Origin of the sequence: Providencia sp. PROV024, assembly GCF_032709665.1 — a bacterium.
In the GTDB taxonomy this organism is placed as follows: Bacteria; Pseudomonadota; Gammaproteobacteria; order Enterobacterales; family Enterobacteriaceae; genus Providencia; species Providencia huashanensis.
Genome location: NZ_CP120545.1, coordinates 2188112 through 2208031 on the forward strand (window position 1 = coordinate 2188112; position 19920 = coordinate 2208031).

Annotated in this window: 23 protein-coding genes; 8 read left to right on the forward strand and 15 right to left on the reverse strand. The window is 37.9% G+C overall.

Going from position 1 to position 19920, the window contains the following annotated elements:
• Positions 1–51 precede the first annotated feature (51 nt).
• The 3 genes from P3L56_RS10080 to P3L56_RS10090 all read right to left on the reverse strand — a co-directional run bounded on the left by P3L56_RS10080 (position 52) and on the right by P3L56_RS10090 (position 1717).
• Positions 52–519 (reverse strand): DUF1456 family protein, encoded by a 468-nt coding sequence (locus tag P3L56_RS10080; protein WP_042843807.1) that lies wholly within the window; start codon positions 517–519, stop codon positions 52–54.
• Between the two features lie 185 nt (positions 520–704).
• Positions 705–1019 carry an AzlD domain-containing protein gene (locus P3L56_RS10085; RefSeq protein ID WP_042843806.1) on the reverse strand — a complete coding sequence of 105 codons (315 nt, stop codon included), beginning with the start codon at positions 1017–1019 and terminating at the stop codon, positions 705–707.
• Complete coding sequence (locus tag P3L56_RS10090; RefSeq protein ID WP_048607181.1) at positions 1016–1717, reverse strand: AzlC family ABC transporter permease; 702 nt, start codon at positions 1715–1717, stop codon at positions 1016–1018. The genes P3L56_RS10085 and P3L56_RS10090 overlap by 4 nt, the downstream gene beginning before the upstream one ends.
• Positions 1718–2403: 686 nt before the next feature.
• Here P3L56_RS10090 and leuE point away from each other — a divergent pair.
• The gene (leuE, locus tag P3L56_RS10095) at positions 2404–3045 is read left to right on the forward strand and encodes a leucine efflux protein LeuE (protein WP_048607183.1); all 642 of its coding nucleotides are present in this window, start codon (positions 2404–2406) and stop codon (positions 3043–3045) included.
• A gap of 59 nt (positions 3046–3104) precedes the next feature.
• Here the strand turns inward: leuE and P3L56_RS10100 are convergent, their stop codons facing one another.
• Complete coding sequence (locus P3L56_RS10100) at positions 3105–3563, reverse strand: GNAT family N-acetyltransferase (protein WP_042843802.1); 459 nt, start codon at positions 3561–3563, stop codon at positions 3105–3107.
• 418 nt (positions 3564–3981) lie between these two features.
• On the opposite strand from P3L56_RS10100, the gene P3L56_RS10105 reads away from it, so the two are divergent.
• Positions 3982–4368: a cytidine deaminase family protein gene (locus P3L56_RS10105; protein ID WP_048607185.1), complete on the forward strand. Its 387-nt coding sequence runs from the start codon at positions 3982–3984 to the stop codon at positions 4366–4368.
• Between the two features lie 23 nt (positions 4369–4391).
• Positions 4392–4856, forward strand: a complete 465-nt coding sequence (locus P3L56_RS10110) for an NUDIX hydrolase (RefSeq protein ID WP_166684926.1) — start codon at positions 4392–4394, stop codon at positions 4854–4856.
• A gap of 19 nt (positions 4857–4875) precedes the next feature.
• Here the strand turns inward: P3L56_RS10110 and P3L56_RS10115 are convergent, their stop codons facing one another.
• The gene (locus P3L56_RS10115; RefSeq protein WP_272685997.1) at positions 4876–5490 is read right to left on the reverse strand and encodes a LysE family translocator; all 615 of its coding nucleotides are present in this window, start codon (positions 5488–5490) and stop codon (positions 4876–4878) included.
• A 148-nt stretch (positions 5491–5638) separates the two neighbouring features.
• On the opposite strand from P3L56_RS10115, the gene P3L56_RS10120 reads away from it, so the two are divergent.
• Both P3L56_RS10120 and ddlA read left to right on the forward strand, forming a co-directional pair.
• Positions 5639–6517: a LysR substrate-binding domain-containing protein gene (locus P3L56_RS10120; protein ID WP_071548078.1), complete on the forward strand. Its 879-nt coding sequence runs from the start codon at positions 5639–5641 to the stop codon at positions 6515–6517.
• A 138-nt stretch (positions 6518–6655) separates the two neighbouring features.
• Positions 6656–7759 carry a D-alanine--D-alanine ligase gene (gene ddlA / locus P3L56_RS10125; RefSeq protein ID WP_042843797.1) on the forward strand — a complete coding sequence of 368 codons (1104 nt, stop codon included), beginning with the start codon at positions 6656–6658 and terminating at the stop codon, positions 7757–7759.
• Between the two features lie 80 nt (positions 7760–7839).
• Here the strand turns inward: ddlA and P3L56_RS10130 are convergent, their stop codons facing one another.
• The 4 genes from P3L56_RS10130 to P3L56_RS10145 are packed head-to-tail and all read right to left on the reverse strand — an operon-like array spanning position 7840 to position 10729.
• Positions 7840–8382, reverse strand: coding sequence for an AAA family ATPase (locus P3L56_RS10130; protein ID WP_210831786.1), 543 nt, complete (start codon positions 8380–8382; stop codon positions 7840–7842).
• A 12-nt stretch (positions 8383–8394) separates the two neighbouring features.
• Positions 8395–8868, reverse strand: a complete 474-nt coding sequence (locus P3L56_RS10135; RefSeq protein ID WP_210831785.1) for a GNAT family N-acetyltransferase — start codon at positions 8866–8868, stop codon at positions 8395–8397.
• Entirely contained in the window at positions 8852–9625 is a 774-nt protein-coding gene (locus P3L56_RS10140; RefSeq protein ID WP_042843795.1) for a GNAT family N-acetyltransferase, read from the reverse strand. Before P3L56_RS10140 ends, P3L56_RS10135 begins: the two co-directional genes overlap by 17 nt.
• Positions 9626–9628: 3 nt before the next feature.
• A complete protein-coding gene (locus P3L56_RS10145; RefSeq protein WP_042843794.1) occupies positions 9629–10729 on the reverse strand; it encodes an NAD(P)/FAD-dependent oxidoreductase in 1101 nt (366 codons plus the stop codon).
• 152 nt (positions 10730–10881) lie between these two features.
• On the opposite strand from P3L56_RS10145, the gene P3L56_RS10150 reads away from it, so the two are divergent.
• Positions 10882–11709 carry a PhzF family phenazine biosynthesis protein gene (locus tag P3L56_RS10150; RefSeq protein WP_042843793.1) on the forward strand — a complete coding sequence of 276 codons (828 nt, stop codon included), beginning with the start codon at positions 10882–10884 and terminating at the stop codon, positions 11707–11709.
• A 54-nt stretch (positions 11710–11763) separates the two neighbouring features.
• On the opposite strand, the gene P3L56_RS10155 is transcribed toward P3L56_RS10150, so the two are convergent.
• On the reverse strand, positions 11764–12924 hold the full coding sequence (locus P3L56_RS10155) for an MFS transporter (RefSeq protein WP_198861410.1): 1161 nt from the start codon (positions 12922–12924) through the stop codon (positions 11764–11766).
• Between the two features lie 469 nt (positions 12925–13393).
• On the opposite strand from P3L56_RS10155, the gene P3L56_RS10160 reads away from it, so the two are divergent.
• Positions 13394–14314 carry an alpha/beta hydrolase family protein gene (locus P3L56_RS10160; protein ID WP_166696743.1) on the forward strand — a complete coding sequence of 307 codons (921 nt, stop codon included), beginning with the start codon at positions 13394–13396 and terminating at the stop codon, positions 14312–14314.
• A 53-nt stretch (positions 14315–14367) separates the two neighbouring features.
• Here the strand turns inward: P3L56_RS10160 and P3L56_RS10165 are convergent, their stop codons facing one another.
• Entirely contained in the window at positions 14368–15150 is a 783-nt protein-coding gene (locus P3L56_RS10165; protein ID WP_210831925.1) for a GNAT family N-acetyltransferase, read from the reverse strand.
• A gap of 177 nt (positions 15151–15327) precedes the next feature.
• On the opposite strand from P3L56_RS10165, the gene yqfB reads away from it, so the two are divergent.
• The gene (gene yqfB / locus P3L56_RS10170) at positions 15328–15651 is read left to right on the forward strand and encodes a N(4)-acetylcytidine aminohydrolase (protein WP_042843790.1); all 324 of its coding nucleotides are present in this window, start codon (positions 15328–15330) and stop codon (positions 15649–15651) included.
• Positions 15652–15848: 197 nt separating this feature from the next.
• On the opposite strand, the gene P3L56_RS10175 is transcribed toward yqfB, so the two are convergent.
• From P3L56_RS10175 to P3L56_RS10190, 4 genes are all read right to left on the reverse strand, one after another.
• Positions 15849–16715, reverse strand: a complete 867-nt coding sequence (locus P3L56_RS10175) for an SDR family oxidoreductase (protein ID WP_166684929.1) — start codon at positions 16713–16715, stop codon at positions 15849–15851.
• Positions 16716–16736: 21 nt separating this feature from the next.
• Positions 16737–17258: a GNAT family N-acetyltransferase gene (locus P3L56_RS10180; protein ID WP_042843786.1), complete on the reverse strand. Its 522-nt coding sequence runs from the start codon at positions 17256–17258 to the stop codon at positions 16737–16739.
• Between the two features lie 141 nt (positions 17259–17399).
• Complete coding sequence (locus tag P3L56_RS10185) at positions 17400–18389, reverse strand: D-cysteine desulfhydrase (RefSeq protein WP_210831926.1); 990 nt, start codon at positions 18387–18389, stop codon at positions 17400–17402.
• Between the two features lie 16 nt (positions 18390–18405).
• On the reverse strand, positions 18406–19833 hold the full coding sequence (locus P3L56_RS10190; protein ID WP_048607201.1) for a Na+/H+ antiporter NhaC family protein: 1428 nt from the start codon (positions 19831–19833) through the stop codon (positions 18406–18408).
• Positions 19834–19920 lie beyond the last annotated feature (87 nt).

Sequence of the window (19920 nt, forward strand, 5' to 3'; positions counted from 1 at the left end):
ATTGTCAGTAAGGTGTAAAATGAAAGATTAAAAAATAGCCATTGGTAAAGGCTATTTATCGCCTCGAAAACGCGTTGTGAGGCCTTTTAGAAAGTAACGAAGTAGCTGGTCTCCACATTCACGGTAGTTTTTATGCCCGGGTTTACGAAAAATGGCATTTAGTTCGGGTTTTGAAACACGAAAGTCAGCGAGTTGGTAAATTTCAATCATATCAGTGTCTTTTAGTTCAAAAGCGACACGTAATTTTTTGAGAATAATATTGTTGTTTAAACGAGTATCGATTTCAGGTGCAGGACGACTTTCATCTTTACCACGGCGATAATAAATCAGCCCATTCAAAAAATGCCCCATTACATTATCATTACATTCAATGTATTCAGGGTCTGTATCTTTCTTTAACCAACTCACCATGTCTTCTTTTGAAATTGTGAGGTCTGCTAGTTTTACGATATTAACCATCTGAGCATCGCTCAAGTCCAACATATAGCGAATACTACGTAAAACATAATTATTAAGCATGGTTGTATTTTATCCATTATTTATAAAATTAATTAACGCAATCATATTGTTTGCATTAATGGTTACCGTGACAACGCTGACAAGATATTGTTTGAAAAGAAACTTGCGATGACGAGGTGGCTATTATGAGGGAATAACAGGATAAAGCAAAGCACTGAACGATGCTTTACCCCATGTAGCGTTATCTAGCCCATAAAATAAATAAGGGAATAGAAAAAGACTAAGGTAAGCCCAACGGTTAATAGCATATTTTTAAGCACTGAAGCTACGACCACACAAAAGAGAGCACCCCAAAGGTAAGGGTTGTCTGGGAAGCTGCGAATCTCATGGTTTTCTAGCAAAATTACAGGTGCGCAAATAGCGGTCAATAAGCAGGGAGCCGAATAGCTCAAAGCTTGACGAACGACAAGGGGTAACCGTATTGGTAATTGGGGGATTAGAAAAATATAGCGCAGAGTAAAAACAATAGCGGTTAAGCTAATAATTAACAACCAGATCATTTTTCCTCCTTCAATAAACGTGAAACTGCGACAGAGACAAACATCCCACCAACGCCTGCGATAACAATAGCACTACTGAAGGAGTACATTGAAAGTATGATAGCGACAACGAGTGAAAAGATAACTCCGCAAAGTGTACTTATTTTTCTCGTTAATGGAACGACGATTGCGAGCAAAGTTGCAACCACAGAAAAATCAAGATGTAATCGACTCAAATCGCCCACAATATTGGCCATCGCAATCCCGCAAAGACTGGTAATTAACCAAACCAGATAAAAACTAAAACCTGCACCAAAGAGATAAGGAAAACTTAAACTCTGGCGTTTTGCTGCACTAATCGCAAATAACTCATCAGTCAGTAAGAAGCCGATACTAAGGCGCTGAGGCGTTGTAAAGTCTTTAACTTGGGGTCGCAGTGTCAACCCATATAGTAAGTGTTGAGAAGTAATAAAGAAAACCGAGATAATAATCGTGATATAACCAGCACCAGAATTAAGTAACCCAAGTGTAACTAATTGAGCAGCACCAGCAAATACCATGGCTGACATGGCAAGACTTTGCCAAAAATCAAGCCCTGTTTCGACAGCCATAGAGCCAGCGAGGACTCCCCATGGAATAACGGCAAGGTTGAGAGGGGCAGTGTGAACAGCGCCGTTCATCATTGCTTTTTGCCATGAGTGATGTTGTTGAGAATACATGTAGATATATACCTATTATGAGTAAAAATAATTATAGCAATATAATTTATATTAAAGACTTATAACTCAATGGGATAAAACAAGATTGCTCTTTTATATCCACCTGATTACGTGCCATTGATCATTTCAAGTCCACCAAGGCCTTGTAAATGAAAGTAATGGGTACTTTCCATAGCGTTCCCAAAAGTGAGTCGTTTATGAGCTATTTTTATTAAGCGACTTATTGATAGCATTATTTTAATAACAACTAATAAGCAGAAAGATGGCATTTGGAATACTAATTTATATAGGGTGTTTAATAAATAGATGTTAGTGCCATAGCTACTTTTATGTAATACAGGCTGTTATGTTATATCTTGAAATACAAACTTAATCACTACTGCTAATAGATGGCCATAAAAAGTTTAAAACTCCAATTAATTATGAAATGTAAGCATAAAAACACGCTGGTAAATTATTTTCAGCACGCCACTGAATAGGGTGACCGCTCTGGTTTTATGTTCTGTTGTGTATGCCAGTGACTCATTGGTTAAGCTGGTTTTTTGTTTATATGCAGATAATAAATCCATATTGAAATTATTAATTAGTGATATCTTTCATATAAAATAGAAGATCTGTATCATAGTAACCATTAAGAAAGAATGTGAATTTTTTGTTATAACTTTTATAGAGTTAGCAGGTTTACTATGCTTGAAAATCTCGGTATTACAAACTTATGGACTTATCTTATTGGTGTAATATTTATTACTCTGGTACCCGGCCCTAATTCTTTATTTGTTTTAACGAGCAGTGCAAAATATGGCGTAAAAAATGGTTATAAAGCAGCGTTAGGTGTTTTTACTGGTGATGCTGTACTCATATTTTTATCATTTTTGGGTGTCGCTTCATTGGTGAAAACCTCCCCTATATTCTTTAGCGTCATAAAATATGCAGGGGCAGCTTATTTATTTTATTTAGGGATTAAAACACTCTATAGCGTTCTACATAAAAAAGACACGGCGGGTGATGTTGATTCTATTGTCCTTGCCACTAAAGGGACATTTAAAAAAGCCGTCTTTTTAAGTTTACTTAACCCCAAAATGATCATTTTTTATGTGTCGTTCTTTATCCAATTTATAGACCCTGCTTACCCAAGCGCTGGAGTGCCATTTTTCATTCTGGGCCTCATTTTAGAAACTTGCAGTATGATTTATTTATCATTACTAATTTTTGGTGCAGTTGCAGTGACTAATATGGTGAAACACAATAAAAAATTATCCAAATTTTCCAATAGCTGTATTGGTGCCGTGTTTCTAATGTTTGGTGTGAAACTGGCTTTAACCGCATAGGGATAAATTATCCTACTACCTACTAATAGCCGATGGTATATAGGCTATTTTTATGGAGACTAACGTTTCATCACTGTAACCTGCTCATGGTTCACTATCCGTTCCTCGACATCTTTCCAGCCCATTCGACGATAGAGTTGCTGCATATCCGGAGTGTATAAGTAAAGGCTTTGGCCTATCAGGTTGTGATAGTAGTTATATAATTCTTCAATAAGTTTACTGCCCATTTTATGTCCACGGGCTTCAGGGACTGTGAGCACTTCGCCTAGCCACCAAGTAGCTTGGTGGACACCCGTTAATTCATGCAAAATAGTACTTGCAGTAGCAAGGAGATTGCCATTTTTATCCGCATAACAAGATAGTATTTGCGGGTTGTCATGACTACAGCGTTCTATTAGCCGCATACGAATGGCAGAAATATTTTCCCATGGGGGTAAATGCCGCCATTCATGATGTAAGGCACTGCTAATTTGTTCAATAAGTTGTGTGTCCTGAGGTGTAACGACGATAAAGTGCATAGCATCCCTATTGAGCAGATAATATAAGTAATGGTGAAAGGGCGTCTAGTAGACTGAATATTTGCCTATAAATATAACTTATCACTTTATTTTTTTTATGGTTATACGTTTTTATGTGGCAATTCCCAGTATGTACCTAGGGTTTCGCAACGATATAGCGTGTCCATCATCTAATTGGTGAAGTAACAAATGTAGGGTAAATATTAAGTCTGGGTCGCTCCAATAGTGCGAAAATCTGTTATAGGTTATTTTTTCGCAACAGCACAGATAATAACGTCCTATGTTGTAATAATCATTAACCTACAACAGCAAGTGATATTGTTGTGACTAGGCTTACAATAACGCACGAAAAACTTGATGGTTTTTATTCGATTAGTTTTTAATAGTGTTGAATTAAAAGATAAATCTGGGGTTATTTATGCTAAAACATCTAATAGAAATTGCTAAAAATTATGCAAAGCCCGCAACCTTTAATGGGTATATAGAAAGCGGGCATGTAGCAGCTGCATTAGAAACAGAAGATGGTGAAATTTATAGTGGTGTGAGCATTGATTCAGCATGCTCATTGGGTTTTTGCGCTGAGCACGCTGCTGTCGCTGATATGTTAAAGGAAGGTAAGTCAGTAATTAAAGCTATTGTTGCTGTTGACTCATCAGGTTGTATCGTACCTCCTTGTGGACGATGCCGTGAGCTTCTTACTCAACTGTCGGATAAAAATAAAGAAACGATTGTGGGTGTGAGTGATGATGTGCAAGTGACATTAGCACAGTTAATGCCATATGACTGGAAGGTAGCGCGTTGTTAATCTAATAAAAGAATGGTTACAAAATGAATAATGAAGTGAAGCACTATACAGCTACTGCGATGATCCGTAATGATAAAGGTGAGTTTTTATTACATGAACATCGTAAATTAGGGTTTTGGTTACCCCCCGGTGGCCATATTGAAGCGAATGAAGAACCACAGCATGCTGTTTTTCGAGAGGTTCTTGAAGAAACGGGGTTGGAATGCAAGGTTATTGATTGTAGTTATCCTTTTAAATCAAAGGTAAAGGGTGTTCCTCCGACACAAGTATTGCCTTTACCTCTCGCGATTTTAAAAGAATTTATTGCTGATAAAACGCAAGGGGATCATTGGCATATTGATATGGTGTATTTGTGCGAATTATTGTCGCCAGCACAGCCTCCCATTACGCCATTCAAATGGGTTGCATATGAGCAACTCGCCAAACTCAATATTCCTGAGGATGTGATTGAGTTGGCGAAAATGGTCAATGAATATTATCAACAGTGACTGGCAAGCCAACGCAAAATTAGCTCACGTTGAAAAACAACAAAGATAACCCTAACACGATAAGTAAAAGACCAATAACCTTATCCATCACAAGTTGGTAGTTAAGTACTTTATTACGTACAGTTGGGGTTGCAAAAAATAGGGCAATTAAACTAAACCAGACTAAATGGGCAAAAGAGATAAATAACCCGTAGCCTAGGTTTAACCAAACAGAGTTATTCACTTGGATGACTTGGCTATAGACAGAAACAACAAAAAACATTGTTTTGGGGTTTAACGCATTAGTTAAAAAGCCCGTTTTAAACGCGACAAAATGTGATAGCGACTGACCTTGGGAAGCACCTGTTGTTATCTTTGTTTTATTTATAAATGACTTAAAACCTATATAAACCAAATAAAAAACACCAAGAAGTTTCACCACTAAAAATAAAGTGGGTGAGTTCATAATGATCACTGTAATGCCGAAAATAGTATAAAAAACATGCACTTGTACACCGATAGCAATACCTAACGCACAAATTAACCCTGTCTTAACCCCATAGGTATAGCTACTGCGCGTCACCATAGCAAAATCGGGGCCTGGACTAATAACGGCCAAAATAGTAATAGTGGCAACAGCAATAATTTCATTCATATTAATTCCCTAAATGAGTAATAAAAACTTACTGAAAAGTCTTTGTTTTATCTTTCTAAGCTGGCTTATTATTTTTTATTATCAATAGATTGATTAAAACTAAAAAGCGATTTATCCTGACATAAATCTGTCAGTTTTTATTACCTATATGAAACTACCACCTTTAACTTCATTACGTTTTTTTGACGCTGCAGCTAAAGCAGGCAGCTTTGTTAAAGCTGCCGAAGAGTTAAATGTCACTCACAGCGCAATTAGCCGGCAAATTCGTTTATTGGAAGAACATCTTAATGTCGAGCTATTTGAGCGCAGAAACCGAGCTGTTTTTTTAACTGCAGAAGGGGCATTATTACTACAAACAACCACTTCTATATTTGAGCAATTGCGAGAAAGTGTCGAAAAAATCACCGCAAATAACACCTCTAATGTGGTAAGTTTATCTTGTGAGCCGACGATTGCGATGAAGTGGTTAATTCCTCGGTTGACTGATTTCTATCAACATTATCCAGATATTACGGTGCACTTGGTTGCCGCTGGAGGGCCTATTGATTTTACTAAAACCAATGTTGATTTAGCGCTTAGACGAAATGATTTCACATGGGATATGCACATTAGTGCGGTAAAAGTGTGCTCTGAACATATGGGGGTGGTTATTAGGCCCGAAATAGATTTTGCAGGGGGAATTGGCGACGCGACATTGTTATCAACAGCGTCGCGGCCAAATGCATGGCAAACTTGGCAGAAAATGAAAGGGGTATCTTTTCAAGGGAATAAGGTAATCACTTATGAACATTTTTATCTATGTATTCAAGCCGCATTAGCAGGGCAAGGTGTCGCATTGGCATCATTTTTGATGGTCGCTGATGAAGTTAAATCGAAGCAACTTTGTGCTCCAGATGGGTTTATGCAAGATGGCTCAGCGTATTATTTATTGTCGGTAAAACCCATCAAGCCTAAGAGTGCAGCAGATATTTTTACCCAGTGGTTAATCGACCAAGTGAATACAAGTATTAAAACAATCATAAATTAATATAGTTAACTATCAAAAAAGGATATTTTGGTTATTAATTCACCGAACCCCCCTGTCATATAAAGATTTTATGACATAACTATTTCCGTGCGTGCTATATTTCTCTGCTGGGTTTTATGTCTTATGTTGGAGCAGATAATGAGCAAAATACGGGTAGGTGTTATTTTCGGTGGTAAGTCAACGGAGCATGAAGTTTCTTTACAGTCCGCTAAAAATATTATCAATGGGCTAGATCGTAATAGGTTTGATGTATGCCTTTTAGGTATTAATAAAGAAGGGCAATGGCATGAATATAACGAAGCCGATTTCTTATTGCATGGTGATGACCCATCTCGTATTACATTAAATACACCAAAGCGTAGTATTGCGATTGTTCCAGGCAAGACTTCCGAACAATTTATTTCTTTAGAAGACGCAAAGCCGCTCCCTCAAATCGATGTTATATTTCCAATTGTCCATGGTAATTTAGGTGAGGATGGGTCCTTACAAGGCCTTTTACGTATGGCTAATTTACCCTTTGTTGGGCCTGGAGTATTAGGTTCTTCGGCTTGTATGGATAAAGACGTAACGAAAAGGTTACTAAGAGATGCGGGTTTAAAAATTGCACCCTTTGTTACCGTTTTAAACAGTGAGCGCACCACAGTTAACTATGATGAAATAGTGGCTCAGTTAAGCCTACCTCTGTTTATTAAACCCGCTAATCAAGGCTCTTCAGTGGGTATTAACAAAGTCAGTAATCTAGCTGAATTTAACCAAGCCCTCGATTTTGCATTTTTATTCGATACTAAAGTGTTAATTGAAAGCGCAGTAAAAGGCCGCGAAATTGAATGTGCAGTGTTAGGCAATGAAAACCCACTAGCAAGCCCATGCGGTGAGATTGTTTTACATGATAGCTTCTATGCGTATCACACTAAGTATATTGATGAAAATGGTGCTTCTGTGGTTGCTCCAGCTCAGCTAGATGAAGCCGTTAGTGATAAAATTCGTGAGATTGCGTTATCGGCATACAGGGCATTAAATTGTAGCGGTATGTCGCGTGTTGATGTTTTCTTAACAGAAAATAATGATGTAGTTATTAATGAAATCAATACATTGCCAGGCTTTACGAATATCAGTATGTATCCTAAGCTATGGCAACAAGGCGGTATGACATATCAGCAATTAATTAGTCGTTTGATTGAGTTAGGCATTGAAAAGTTCCAACAAACGGCGATGCTGAAAACAGCATGTGATGAAATTTAATCGTTGATTTATACTACCTCGGTAGTCTTTATGGCTACTGAGGTGATCCCAGACTACCAGCGTTAACCTATTAATCTCTCCTAAATTTGCGACTTTATATGTTCAAAAAATAGGCGGGCCTCCTTTGGCGAAGTCAGCCGAACAAACTGAATATGGCGCAAATTGATATTAGCCATATGTTTTAGGTTTCTTCTTTTATTTGGGTAGTATGTTTTTAGCTGCCATAAAATAATCGAATCACGGCTGAAAAAGGCGTTCTTCCAGCTTTCTTTATTACCTGTATTTTCCCACAGTTCTTGCCCTGAACGAATACGTGATAACGTGCGTATAATAGACTGATAAAGGGTTCGAGGTAATGAGTAATCCAGCCAAACCACCATATCAACCTCTTTCCATTTAATGGGTTGAGTCCGTGTATAGTTTCCATCGAGCACCCAGCCTGATACGGATTCATTCAAGGCTGCGCTTAGTTTCTGGTTAAGCGCTTCATCCGAAGAACCTTGCCAATTTTCCAGCCAATATAGGCTATCCAATTCGATTGAAGGCACGTTTAATAGCGATGCAAGTTGTTGGCAAAGAGTCGTTTTACCGCTGCCACTGGTACCAATGATATTAATTTTCATGCAATGTAAATGTCAGATATATTTGTGGTAAATACGTAGAGAAGGCTGACTTAATGATAAATTTAATTGCCATCCACAGCGAATAAGTAAGTTATCAGCCACTGTGGTTGCACAAAAAATATGAGGGTATTGCTGTTTATCAATAACCCATTCAAGTTGTTCAAACAAAAACTTCCCGATACCCTGATTTCGTTTTCTGGGGATAACAAAGGCAGCATCAACCCATGGAAATGCGGTGTTATCAGAAAAAAAAGTATCACTTTTCAATGCAATAAAACCACAAGGTATATCATGTTCAAAGGCGATGATCCCCATACCGACCCCTTCACGATGGCGATAGGAAGCAATATCTTGCCAAACATCACCTTTACCTAGAGGACCATAATGGGAGGGCAACTCTTGAAGGAACCACTGTACAAGCAATGGTTCCAGCTCAGGGAGGTCGTGCAAATAACGCCAATGACGTGAACTATTTACACCAGACATAGTTAATATAGCGGAACAAGGGCTCAAAACCGAATTTTTTATACAGGTCAAACCCTGCTTCTGAGGCATCAAGGAAGCAATGTTCGACACCTTGCTGGCGGCAAAATGCTAAGGCGTAATCAATAAGTTGTGAAGCATACCCATGGCCTTGGTGCTTCGGCTCAGTACCGATATCATCGAAACGAGCAAGGGTACCTTCTATGGTCACTGTCATTGAAGTCGCTGGCTCACCATTGACGAGCAATACGAGGTGAAATTGTGGCGCACCTTGCTGTAATGCATCTTCATGGTAACGAACATACTCTTTAATGACTTCATCGTGTTCTTCAGATAAATAAAATGCAGCCACGAGAGGAGCGGCCCAGAGCGATAAGTCATGATTAGCCAGTACGATATCAACTTGGTTATTGGGCAGAGTGACCTCATTCTGTTTTGCAAGGGTCAACGCCATAGCGGTTGTGACGCTGTCACGTTTGTAGTTTAATGATTCAGCCTGTTGCACAATTTGTGGCAACATTTCTTCAGGGATAACTAATGTGTGGTTTTTTCTTTGTGATATAAATAAGTTATGTGCCTGCATAAATGCATGGCTGGTGGAGTCAGGTTGCAGATAAATGAAATTAAACGCAGGGGAGTTTAAGGGCGTCAAGTAGCAAATGGTATGCTGTGCTATTTGAATACTATGTTCACAAATTGAAGTCCAAAACGTTTTTTCGATCGATTGGTAGTGTCTTAAGTAATAAAGCGGAATATTCATTTGTCAGTTACCTGATGCAAAACGAGTTAATCGATATGGGCCTAAAGCAGCGTGTTTTACACCATGTAATATTTCACTTTGAGCTAACTGGCATATCAAAGGCGCTAATGTAATTGCTGCGTGCATACTGATAATATATAAACCTTCAAAATCAGCAACATTTCCAACAATTGGCATCTGATCTTTAGGCATAGGTCTCATTCCTATGAAAGTTTTATCAAGAGTTAGTGTATTACTACCTATAAATGAATTCTTGATTGTTGTAAGGGCATTTTGTGCGATATTGACTGCACTATGTATAGGCTGCTCATCAATATAATCTTCAGCGCAAACAATTTTACCAGAAGTCTCTGGGCGAAGCTCCATTGCGGGTGTTGAAATGATATGTTGAACCATTTTGACGGTATCTTGTTTCGTAAAATGGACAATAATTGAAGGAGATGCTGAAACTGGCAGCGTTATTCCTAATGAATTAATGATACCAGTTGCTCCAACTCCCGCAGTGACGACGGTTTGATCTGCGATGAAATTACCCTCGCTAGTCTTGACTCCTAAAATACGTTTATCACTAACATTTAAGGATAATACTTCGTGCTCAGGTAAGTATGTTACACCTTGTTTAATAGCAAGTTTTAACAAGGTTTGTGTGGTATTGACAGGGTCAATGCTACCTTCATCAGGGCAAAAAGCAGTAATAGCAGGTGAGATTTTTAAGTTAGGTTCCATCGCTTGCAACTCAATACGGTTTAACGCTTGGATGTTAAAACCTTGAGATTGGTGGCTATTGATGAATTCTTGGGTTTCTTTATCAGTCTTGTGCCAACTGATAGCACCAGACCAATTAATTTTTATTTCACCATGGGTTAATTTTTCCAACTGATGCCAACTCGCTAAAGCTTGCTGACGAAGCTGGCTATAACCATCTGGTCGCCCATATGAAACATTTAACCATGCGAAAGAGTGCTGTGTTACCCCTTGAGCAACATGGCCTTTATCTAGCAAAATAATCTTGCTATCACTCTCTTTTGATAAATACCATGCGAGTGTCACTCCGACAATGCCTGCACCAACGATAACAATAGTTTTTTTATGTTCAGAATGCATAAATTACCCAGACAGTCGCCATATAATGAAAACTACTATAAAGTTAAGGCAACAATTAATAAGCTATTATTTTAATTATATCCGATTAATTCATTAATGGCGCATTATTATTCGAACATTGATGCAGCATAGAAGTAAAATAGGGAAAGTAAATGAAGTACATTTTTGAGCAAGTAACGGTTTTTTCATCTAAAAAAATGGATGGCAATGCTTTGGCTGTTGTTGTAGGGGCTGACGATTTAACAGAAGAGCAAATGAATAAATTTGCAAAATGGACTAACTTAAGTGAAACCGTCTTTTTATTAAAACCAACAACACCTAAAGCGGATTACCGTGTGAGGATTTATACCACGGAAGGTGAACTCCCTTTTGCTGGGCACCCAACTTTAGGCAGTTGTTTTGTATGGCAGCAAACTTATGGTCGACCACTAGACACCATAGTCCAAGAGTGCGGAGTGGGCTTAGTAACAATAAAACGAATAAATGGTAAGCTGGCATTTATGGCGCCACCACTAATTCGTGGTGGTGAAATAGAACAACAAGAAAAAAATAAAATTTTTAAAGCACTTGGGCTTACAGATGATGATGTCGTTGGCTGCAAGTGGCTCGATAATGGTCCTGGTTGGCTTGGTATTGAACTTAAATCTGTTGAAAAACTATTGCACATTGAACCTGACTATTCCCAATTAAAGGGATATGACATTGGATTATGTGCCATTTGCCCTGAAGGTCATGATAAACAATTAGAGGTTAGGGCATTTTGTTGTTCCATAGCCGAAGAAGACCCTGTGACGGGAAGTTTTAATGCGGTGGCTGCACAGTGGTTAATCCCTCAGGGGAAATTACCGCAACAATATACTGCTGGTCAAGGTCAGTGCATTGGGCGCAATGGGTTAATTTATGTAACCGCTGATGATGAAGGGATCTGGGTTGCCGGTGATGTTGTTAACTGTATTAGCGGGACAGTAGAACTGGATTAAGAATGCATCATAAGGTGACTGACTTTGGTCAATCACCTTATGATGTTAAATCGATTACACGCGAATAAAACGTGTCACGAAAGCGATAATAATAAGTAATGCAGAGATCATCAGTAATGAGGTGGCTAATGATAGATGAAAGGCAACAAAACCGATTGCGGCAGGGCCTGCAAGAATACCTAAATAACCTAAGGTTGAAATTGCCGGGACAGCTAGTGATTCAGGCATAGTTTTTTGTTTCCCAGCAGCGGAAAACATGACAGGAACAATATTGGATGAACCAGCACCGACTAAAGCAAAGCCGATGATCGCCAATGTTAAAGACGGTGATAAAACGGCAATAACAAAACCAGAGCAAGCAATCAAAGCCCCTAAAAAAACCACACGTGCAGAACCTACTCGCATAACAATCTTGTCGCCGAATAACCGGCCAATAGTCATCATGGTTGCGAAGGCTGCAAAACCAAGTCCCCCTAAGGTTTCTTTTAAACCGTGATGCTCAATAAGAAACACGGCTCCCCAGTCTAATACTGCACCTTCAGAAAGAAAAACGGCAAAGCAAACAATCCCGATGATGAGCACAATCCCTTTAGGGACCGCAATCAGTGGCCCTGACGGCGCATTGGCATAAGGGAGCAGACCGTTATAGCAAACCATGAGTAAAATGAATGCAATTACAGAGATAATAACTGATGCAAGCACCGCTGAAGCGCCGAGGAGTAATATTAGGCTCATCGTACCGGCCCCCGCAATACCACCAATACTATAAAACCCATGAAATCCTGACATGATGGGTTTATCGGATGATTTTTCGACGATCACGGCTTGTATATTCATGGCACAATCTGTTAAACCGATAAAAATACCAAACAGTAATAAGCCGATTACTAACAAATTAATTTGCGATATGAAAGATAAAATAGGGAAGAGTAAACAAAACGCAATTGTTGAAAAAACCATTAATCGCCGACAACCATATTTTGCAGCCAGAGCGCCAGTCATTGGCATGGCAACGAGAGCACCACCCCCAAAGCAGAGCAGTAACATACCAAGGGTGGCATCATTTGCTGCCGTGTTAATCTTAATATAAGGCACTATAGCGGCCCACGCAGCGGTTACAAAACCTGCAATAAAAAAGATAATTCGTGTAGAAACTTGTTCTTTTTTGGCTGGCGCAGCGTGAATATTAACGTTTAATTGTTGGGTAGAGTGCATTTTTAATTACTTTACAATAAGATAAATAAAATTAACCATTATTTAAAATAGCGAGAATCTGCTCGTGGAGAATAGAGCAATCAAAGACAATAATGGCTCTTTTGCCATCAAAGTACTTGCCTTTAAGTGTACATCAGTAGGTTTAATCATAGGGACTAATAAAACAATATCATAAGGTTCTAGTGCGAATTTAACGCAAAAATAAATTTTTTTGTGGTTAGTGTCATCACTGAATAATATTCTCAGGTATTATGAGTCAATAAGACTAGTTAGGTCAGTATGAACAATAATTAGGCGGGAAAAACTAGTTTGGGAACTCTGGATAGAAGATAGCTTGCTTAATCGGTGGCTAGACTTTTATTGTTATTTATCATTTTTCTAAATTCATATCTTTATTAAGGCATTTTTAGCACCTAATTTACAGGATGGTTTAATATAATCACCTGACTAAAATTTATTTGGGCATATTATGAAGCTAAAAATTGTTGCTTTCTTGTTTTCTATTTACAGCTTAAATGCATTTGCACAGGGAGATAACTGGCAAAAGCAAACTTTACTCCATGAAGGAAAAAAAGTTGATTATTACGTTATTAAGCAACAAGCATTAAACTCAAATGATTTGTTAGTATTATTGCAAGGGTCTGATTGCATAAGCGTGACAAACAACCCTAATATGGTAAAAAATTTTGCTATCGCATTCCCTAAGAATGATATTTTATTAGTTGAAAAAACAGGCTTGACTCGGCAAGTTGGTATTGATGGAAACCCAGTTTCGGAAGAAAATTGCCCCGTTGAATATATGTCCCAAGATTCCCCTTTAGAAAGGGCGGATAATTATATTGCGGTGTTACAGCAGCTAAAAAATGATTACCGGAATATTATTTTATTAGGAGGGAGCGAGGGGGCAACAGTCACTAATTTGATTGCGTCTAAAGTAGATTTTATAACTGCCTCCGTCGCTATTAACGTTGGAGGGCAATTTTTTATTAATGACGTTTTATACAGTATTAAGAATAATACCCCTGCCGACGAAGTCGATAATTCTATTGAGGGTTTTAAACAGTTTGCAGAAGCCGTCAAACAAAAGCAATTAAGAAAAGACCAGTTCGTGAGTGGTCATGGAGCCATGTGGTGGTATGAAATGTTAACCATTGATAATTTAAAATTAATTCAATCGATAAAAACGCCGCACTTAGTTATCCAAACTATGGCCGACACCAACGTTGATGCTTATGCTACGGAAAAAATGATACAAAAAAACCATAATACCAATGTGAGCTTTAAGCAATATCAAGGGTTAGACCATTTTTTCCAAGATAATAAAGGGCAATTACATACCAAGGAAATTATTAGGGATATTCAGAGTTGGTACCAAACAATCAATAACTAATCTTTTCCTATGATGAATAGTTACACCTTAATTTTTAAAGTGTAACTATTAGATTACTCAGCAATAAAACTGTAGTAATTAAATATAGGTTCGAAACCTAATTTCTTATAAATAGATAGCCCATCTGATGATGCTTCGAGTACACATTGCTCTATACCTTGCTGATGACAGAAGAAAAGAGCATGTTTAATTAATTGAGTCGCTAGCCCTTTGCCTTGGTATTGAACATCAGTTCCAATATCATCAAGGCGAGCAGTTTTTTCATTTATAGTTAAGGTTAGAGTAGAAACGGGTTGTTGCTTATCAAATAAGACGAAATGCATCATATTTGTATTTTTATCCATAGCTCTTTGGTGATAACGAATGTATTCGTTAATGACGGTTGAATCGTTTTCCTCTCCTTCAGCTTCAATTGGGAAAGCTGTAATTAAAGGTTGTGCCCAATTAGTTAATTGTTCATTACAGGTTTCAATTCGGTAATCTGTGGCAAGCGGTAGTGCTATAGAATATTGAGATAATGATGCTTGAGGAAGAAACATGGCCGTTGATTCACCATCAGCAATTAAACTTAATTTGGCAATTTCAGATTTGACTTGATGAAGTGCTTGTTCATGAACGACTAGTACATAAGGTTTAGAGCGTTGCTTAAATAAATGTCGTGCATTTTCAAAGCCTGTAATAGTTGCGTCTTTATGTAAATAAATAAAATTAAAAACAGGCAGAGGAAGCTCAGAAAAATAAGCGATGACATGGTCGTCAATATGAGCGGTTTCTAAGCAAATTGCTGACCAAAAATGATTTTCTTGTTGGTAAAATAAACCTTCTTTGTTATTCATTGTAGACCCTGTGATTTATTACGGCTAGTTGCTTTTGGGTTACATTGTATATAATACAATTCAATCGCTATAGCGCTTGAGCCTCTGACAGCACGATTGGAACCATTGCATTTACTGATGGATTTAAAAATTGGTTTTTATGATAAGGTATTTCACTGACAATATAAGGAGAATAATATGAAGAGTGCAGCACCAGAGACCATCACGTTTTTTGAACGTTTACTGCCATTAGTCGTATCAGGAGAAAAAGTTATCACTATTCGTGATAAAAGCGAAAGCCATTATGTGCCAGGTAGTTTTGTTAAAGTATATGCATTAGAAACAAATAAATACTATACGGATATTGAAATTCTTTCGGTACAGCCTATCTCTTACGATGATATTTCTGAATACCATGCTCAGCAAGAAGCGATGACATTAGATACATTGAAAAAACTGATTAGAGAAATTTACCCAACAGAGCAATCTTTGTATGTTATTAGTTATAGGCTAATAAAATAGAGTTATTAATTATGAGTTAGAGTTTCTTACTATTTTAATCAAAAGCCTCTTTTGGTTGTAGCGAATACCATAGGCCACTTGCAAAAGAAATTTTTGTGATTTTTGCTGCCTCTGTTAGCTGGAGGAAGGGCATCGTTATAGGTAAAATGTTCACTAATAAATGTTAGCCCACTATTACATAGTGAGCTGGGTGAGGCTCATATAAAGTATCTTTGGTGTTTTAAAATAAACTGCTTTAATGAGGTTGGGGGCTTACCAGTGATGGTTTGAAAATTATCAAAAACAATACCTGTGCGATCTAACTTACCATTTGTAAAATCTACATAATGGTCATAGATACTTTTCATATAGGCAAGCTCTAGATTGTTATTTAGGGCATGTTGCCAAAATTCATCTGGGTTTTCTGCTTGATACTGAAAAGTTATACCTAATTGTTCTGTAATGAGTTCAGCAATCTGAGTGTAATTTTTATTTTCGTAACCAAGACGATAAATATGACCAGTATGTTTTTCAGGAGCAAGTAAACAATGTGCAGCTAATTCGGCAACATCTGCGCAATCAACCCAACTTAATACAGCATGGCCAAAATAAGAACGTAATATCCCTTTTTGTAAGTTATTATCCCCTTGGTATCCTAATAGATTTTGCATATAAGATTCAGGGCGAAGATGAGTATATTGCATTCCAGACCATTCAATATAACGCTCGATTAACTGATGCCAAGCCCAATGAGCAACTTGCGCATTATCATCGCCACAAGCACCTAAATGAACGATATATTTAACCCCTGATTTTTTTGCCATATCAATAAAAATTTTACTTTGTACAAGCATATCAATGGTATAGCCAGTCATCATGAAAACAGAATCAATACCCTGCAAAGCATTTTCAATGGTTTCAGGCTTATCGTAATCCATGACAACGGTACGATAGCTGGTGTTAGTTATTTTGTTTGGAACCCTAATAGCTAAAACGACATCTTGGTATCCTTTTTCATGTAATGACTGGGTCAAATAACTACCGACTTGACCCGTAGCACCGGTGATGAGGATAGTATTTTTCATAAATATTCCTGATTAAATAAATTAAAGTGTTTTACTCATAATATATTCAAGTGTTTGCTGAGTTTTACTTTTGAATAACACTTCCTTCAGGATGTGTAATCCATTTGACTGATAAAGTTTGATGGCTCTCGCGTTGCTAGCCAAAACATCTAACCATAATGCTGTGCTGCCAGATTGTTTGGCAATATTTTCAATTAATCTGAAAACGATCATTCCATAACCTTTACCTGTGACGTCGGGTGAGAAATAGAGTTTGTTGAGTAGTGTTCCTGTTATTGAGGATTCAGGTATGGAAGATTGGTGAGTTAACTTAACTAACCCGATTGGAGAACTATGTTCTATTAGGTACCATTCAATATTTTGTTGGTTGATATCATTAATAATTTTAACTGGGCTATATTCTTGGTCTAAATAATCTAATAGCTCATCTTGATTATTCCATAAAGCAGCAAAATGGTGGCAATAGCTGTTGATACCTATATCACTAAGTATTGATGCATCTTGTTCAGTGGCTTTTCTCAGTGTAATAGAAACTTGAGTCATAAATATTATCTCCTGTATATCATCAGTTTATAGCAATATGCAGTGAGATAGCTACAGAGGTGAGGGGGAAGAGCATTTTTGGATATAAAGGATTATGCAAGCAAGATAAAAGGGCAGATAAGCCCTTTTGCACAAAGTAGGTTATTTAATTTTTTGGCTAATATCTGAATAAGCAAATAAGGCTTGAGCACCGCCAGTATGTATAAATAATACGGGGGTATTTTCGGTTGACGTTTCTAAGTAATGAATTAACCCAGCCATTGCTTTACCCGTATAAACGGGGTCTAACAAAATACCTTCTTGTTGAGCTAACAGTCTAATTGCCTCTAACCCTTGGCAATTTGGCATTCCATACATAGGCGCAAAAAAATCATCCCATAATTGGATTTCTGGTGTTTGAGTAAGCGCAAACATTTGCGCTAGCTCATTTTGTAGCTTCTCTACTTTAGGGGATTGGTCTTGTTGCTTTCTTGAAACGGTGACACCGATAACCTGGCTTTGAGATAATAATTCTTGTATCCCGATAGCGAGGCCAGCGTGGGTTCCCGCACTACCGGAAGCGACGATAATTTTATCGAATTCAATATGTTTTGGCTTTTGTTGCGCGATTTCAATAGCACATTGAATATACCCTAATGCACCTAATGCATTTGAACCGCCTACCGGAACAATATAGGTGTCTTTAAGCGCTAATGTTTCAATTAACGTTTCCATCTGTGACTGTGGGTCAGTTAATTCATCACACATGACACAACGGGCGCCAAATAAATCAGTTAGTAATTTATTCCCATTATGCAGAAAATTAGGGTTATCACTTTGAATTGGGTTCTCTAATAATGCGACACACTCAAGACCGTACATTGCAGCAACAGCCGCGGTTTGCCTAACATGATTCGATTGTATCGCCCCTGCAGTTACGATGACTTTAGCCTTTTTTGCAAGGGCATCTGCCATCAAATATTCAAGCTTACGTAATTTATTACCTCCCATCGCTAAGGGGGTCATATCATCTCGCTTAATATAAATTTCACGATAAAATTTACGCGATAAATTGTTAAGCCGGTTAAGCGGAGTTGGTGCGTTGAGTAAATCTATTTTTGCATATTGGCTTAATTGTTGTTGAAGAGACATTTAAACTCCCAATAAATTAATAAGAGAAACCAAGGTAAAGGTAAATGGCGAGCACAATGCTGGCAGTGACTAATGCATATGGCATTTGAGTGCGGATATGCTCAATATGTTCACAGTCTGTTGCCATCGAAGCAACAATTGCATCGGCAGAAATTGGTGATGTCATATCACCAAAAATAGAGCCTGAAATTGCAGCGCCAATCATATACTCAACAGGCATTCCTACGGATAAACCTAATTGAACCCCAATGGGGATCATAATGGCAAATGTTCCCCAAGATGTTCCTGTCGCTAACGACATGATGGCACTGATAATAAAGATAAAACCAATAGAGAAACCTGGCGCCATAACGCCATGAGTGACTTCGGCAATATAGGCGCCAGTATTTAATTCAGCGGAAACATTCCCCATTAAGAACGCTAAGATCATAATAGAACTAATTTTCAGCATATTGGCATAGCCGATAAAGAGCTCTTTAAAGAAATCATCAATAGTTAGTAAGCGACGGCCAATAAACCAGCAGAAAGACACTGCTGTTCCAAACATAACTCCCCAATATACAGATGTTGAACCACTTCCTTTACTAAAGTCTCCATCTCCTGTGATATAAAGCGCAATAGGTACCATAAGCACAGTAGATAAAATGGGGATAAAAAAGTTTAATGAAGAATGTGCGTTTGGGTGATCAATAATTTCATCTTCGTCATTTTGCCCTTGGTGCTGAGAGATATTCCCTGAGGCAAAATCTTGTTGATATTTATCTTCTGCTTTTTTCATGGGGCCCCATGAAATATTAGTAAATACATAGAACAAGATTGTGATAATGGATAACCATGCCATCAAGTTATAACCAATAGAGGTAATTAAAATATCAAAAGGTTCGCCACTAATTAGGCCTTGAGATATTTGCACACCGATTAACCCCATAATGACTGCACCCCAGCCATTAATTATGGCTGATGAACACACCGAAACACAGGCTGTTTGAATGATGTAGGACATTTTTTCGGGAGCAACACCATACTGCCTTGCTAAATTTTTAGTCGATGCTCCGGCGACGAGTTGGTTTATTGAACTTTCTATAAAGATAAGAGATGTGATGATTATCGCTAACAGTTGTGTGGCTGTACGGTTTTTAATTAATTTAGTTTTATTGGTGAGTAATTGAACTAGGGCACGAACACCACCAGTGACAACTACCAAGCGCATGATACCGCCTATCATTACCATAAAGACAATGGTGCGAGTATTACCTGCGGATGAAAAAGTATGAATAATCCCATCGACAGTGCCTTGAACACCTAAAAGTAGATTGTGGTCATGAATAACTGTAAAACCGACTAAAATCCCCAACATTAATGAAAGCATTACCTGGCGAGTTAATATAGCCAGAATAATGGTCACAATGGGAGTTATAATTGTCCAAATACCATAGTCCTGCATGTGTTTACCTGTGATCCTTTATAAAATAAAAATGTTATAACTTTATAATTATCGAAAAATCATAGCATTAATAACAACAGGGTAGAA